The sequence below is a fragment of the Lacinutrix sp. Hel_I_90 genome, assembly GCF_000934685.1.
Classification (GTDB): domain Bacteria; phylum Bacteroidota; class Bacteroidia; order Flavobacteriales; family Flavobacteriaceae; genus Lacinutrix.
In genome coordinates this window covers 1,037,501-1,040,000 of the sequence record NZ_JYNQ01000001.1, presented here as the reverse complement: position 1 = coordinate 1,040,000, position 2,500 = coordinate 1,037,501, and the positions used below count along the sequence as shown (strand labels likewise).

Annotated in this window: 3 rRNA genes (2 of these 3 cut by a window edge); all 3 read left to right on the top strand. The window is 35.4% G+C overall.

Annotation, left to right across the window (positions count from 1 at the left end):
- Positions 1–193 (top strand): 23S ribosomal RNA (locus GQ46_RS04570); it begins 2,630 nt to the left of the window's first position.
- A 159-nt stretch (positions 194–352) separates the two neighbouring features.
- Positions 353–460, top strand: a 5S ribosomal RNA gene (gene rrf / locus GQ46_RS04565).
- A gap of 1,379 nt (positions 461–1,839) precedes the next feature.
- Positions 1,840–2,500 (top strand): 16S ribosomal RNA (locus GQ46_RS04560) (it continues 857 nt past the right edge of the window).

Genomic DNA, 2,500 nt, shown 5'->3' with positions numbered 1-2,500 from the left:
TGTTGTTCCGCCAGGAGCATTGCAGAGTAGCTACGTTGGGAAGGGATAAGCGCTGAAAGCATATAAGCGCGAAACCCACCACAAGATGAGATTTCTTTAAAGGGTCGTAGGAGATTACTACGTTGATAGGTCATAGGTGTAAAGGCAGTAATGTCATAGCCGAGTGATACTAATAACCCATAGGCTTATTGTACGCCTGTTTTTTTATATACTTCGACAAGCTTAGTGCTAGGAAGTAGAGTGCAATACATTATTCTAGTTTTCATGTAAATCACGTATAACGTGCTTTTTTCAATATGTTATTTTATACGGTAAGTAGATTATTTAATATAACTACACACGCCGAAAGAGTTAAGGTGATTATAGCGATGGGGCTCACCTCTTACCATTTCGAACAGAGAAGTTAAGCCCATTTGCGCCGATGGTACTACATTTGTGGGAGAGTAGGTCGTCGCCTTTTTTAGAGAGTCCTAAACATTTAGTTGTTTAGGACTTTTTTTTTGTTTAAACCTTTTTTTTTGGAATCATATCACTAGTAGACGAATACTTATGTGTCCTAACGGTCCAACTAGGACGATTACTTAGCTGTTCTATTTATAAAAAAAAATACTACTTCCGCTACCCTTAGGCTAAACTTGTGCCACAGTGTTTGTTTTTTTTTAAAAACCCGCCATAAATAATTAACGTATAATTTTCTTTGGAATCATAAAGCATATTTAGCCTTGTACCTTGACTTCCTATTTTGAAATCACTTAGTTAATTCTTTTACGTTCAATTTGGTTATGTCTAACTCCAGATTAGTGACAAATGGTGTTAATCTTAATCTCTAATGGTGACAAAGTTTAAAAAATAACAAAGATTACATTCGTTATGGCAGTTACCTTTGTTGCTAAATTTAAATCACAACATCATTTGTTTAATGACTTTATTTTATCAGCTATTTCCTTTTACTTGAATACATAATATGTTTTCCCTCATTATAAAATTTTGAAGAGTCACTGCTTTGTTAAAGACATGAGTGTGTAATGACTGTTTTAGACTCTTCAATATAAAGTTGCATTACTTTGTTGTTTTTAATTACAGCCAAGTGGTTTGATTAGAAATTTTGGAATGATTAATTAGTGTAGTACTCTATAATAGGCTAAGCTTTTTTATAATTATACCAAAATAATTTAATTTATACGCAACCTTTGAGAGTGATTCAATGTCATTTAAATTGTTTCGTTTTACAAAAAATTTGGTTAATTTAAATAAGAAGGAATTCTATGTTTGTAATATTTTAGAAATCCTAATCAAAAACTTTTGTTTTTAATGAGAATTTAAACCGACTCGGATTATGTATAAATAATAATTAGAGTATTTACAAAAAGGGCTATAGGTTTTTATGGTGTTAAATGGATTCTCAAACTGTTTGTAGCGGTGCTAAGTTTTTTTTTTAATTGATTAATATAGTTGTTGACTGTTAATTTGTAATTTATATGAAATACTATGGAAATATATTTGAGCTATGAAGGTTGAGTTCACAGAAAAAGAATGCCGTTAAAGAATTATTTTATGGAATGTAATACCTTGGAAATAAGTTAGTAACAAAAACGGGGTAAAATAATTATTAAATAATCAAAATAAAAGATTGTTATTTCTAAAAAGGGTTATATATTTGCACCCGCTAAGCGATAAAGGTCTTAGAGAAACAGAAAACAAGTTCATACACATATTGAATTGACAGCGTAAGAGAGTTATTGGAAACGATAATTTTCAAACAAGAGAATAAGCCATTTTGAGTACTAAAATTAATTTCTTTGGTTGTTAAGCAAATTAGTCGAAAGACTTTAAAATTTAACGATGAAGAGTTTGATCCTGGCTCAGGATGAACGCTAGCGGCAGGCCTAACACATGCAAGTCGAGGGGTAACGGGGTGCTTGCACCGCCGACGACCGGCGCACGGGTGCGTAACGCGTATAGAATCTACCTTGTACTGAGGGATAGCCTTTGGAAACGAAGATTAATACCTCATAGTATGATGACTTGGCATCAAGATATCATTAAAGGTTACGGTACAAGATGACTATGCGTTCTATTAGCTAGATGGTAAGGTAACGGCTTACCATGGCAACGATAGATAGGGGCCCTGAGAGGGGGATCCCCCACACTGGTACTGAGACACGGACCAGACTCCTACGGGAGGCAGCAGTGAGGAATATTGGACAATGGAGGCAACTCTGATCCAGCCATGCCGCGTGCAGGATGACTGCCCTATGGGTTGTAAACTGCTTTTATACAGGAAGAAACACTGCTACGTGTAGCAGCTTGACGGTACTGTAAGAATAAGGATCGGCTAACTCCGTGCCAGCAGCCGCGGTAATACGGAGGATCCAAGCGTTATCCGGAATCATTGGGTTTAAAGGGTCCGTAGGTGGATAATTAAGTCAGAGGTGAAATCCTGCAGCTCAACTGTAGAATTGCCTTTGATACTGGTTATCTTGAGTTATTATGAAGTAGT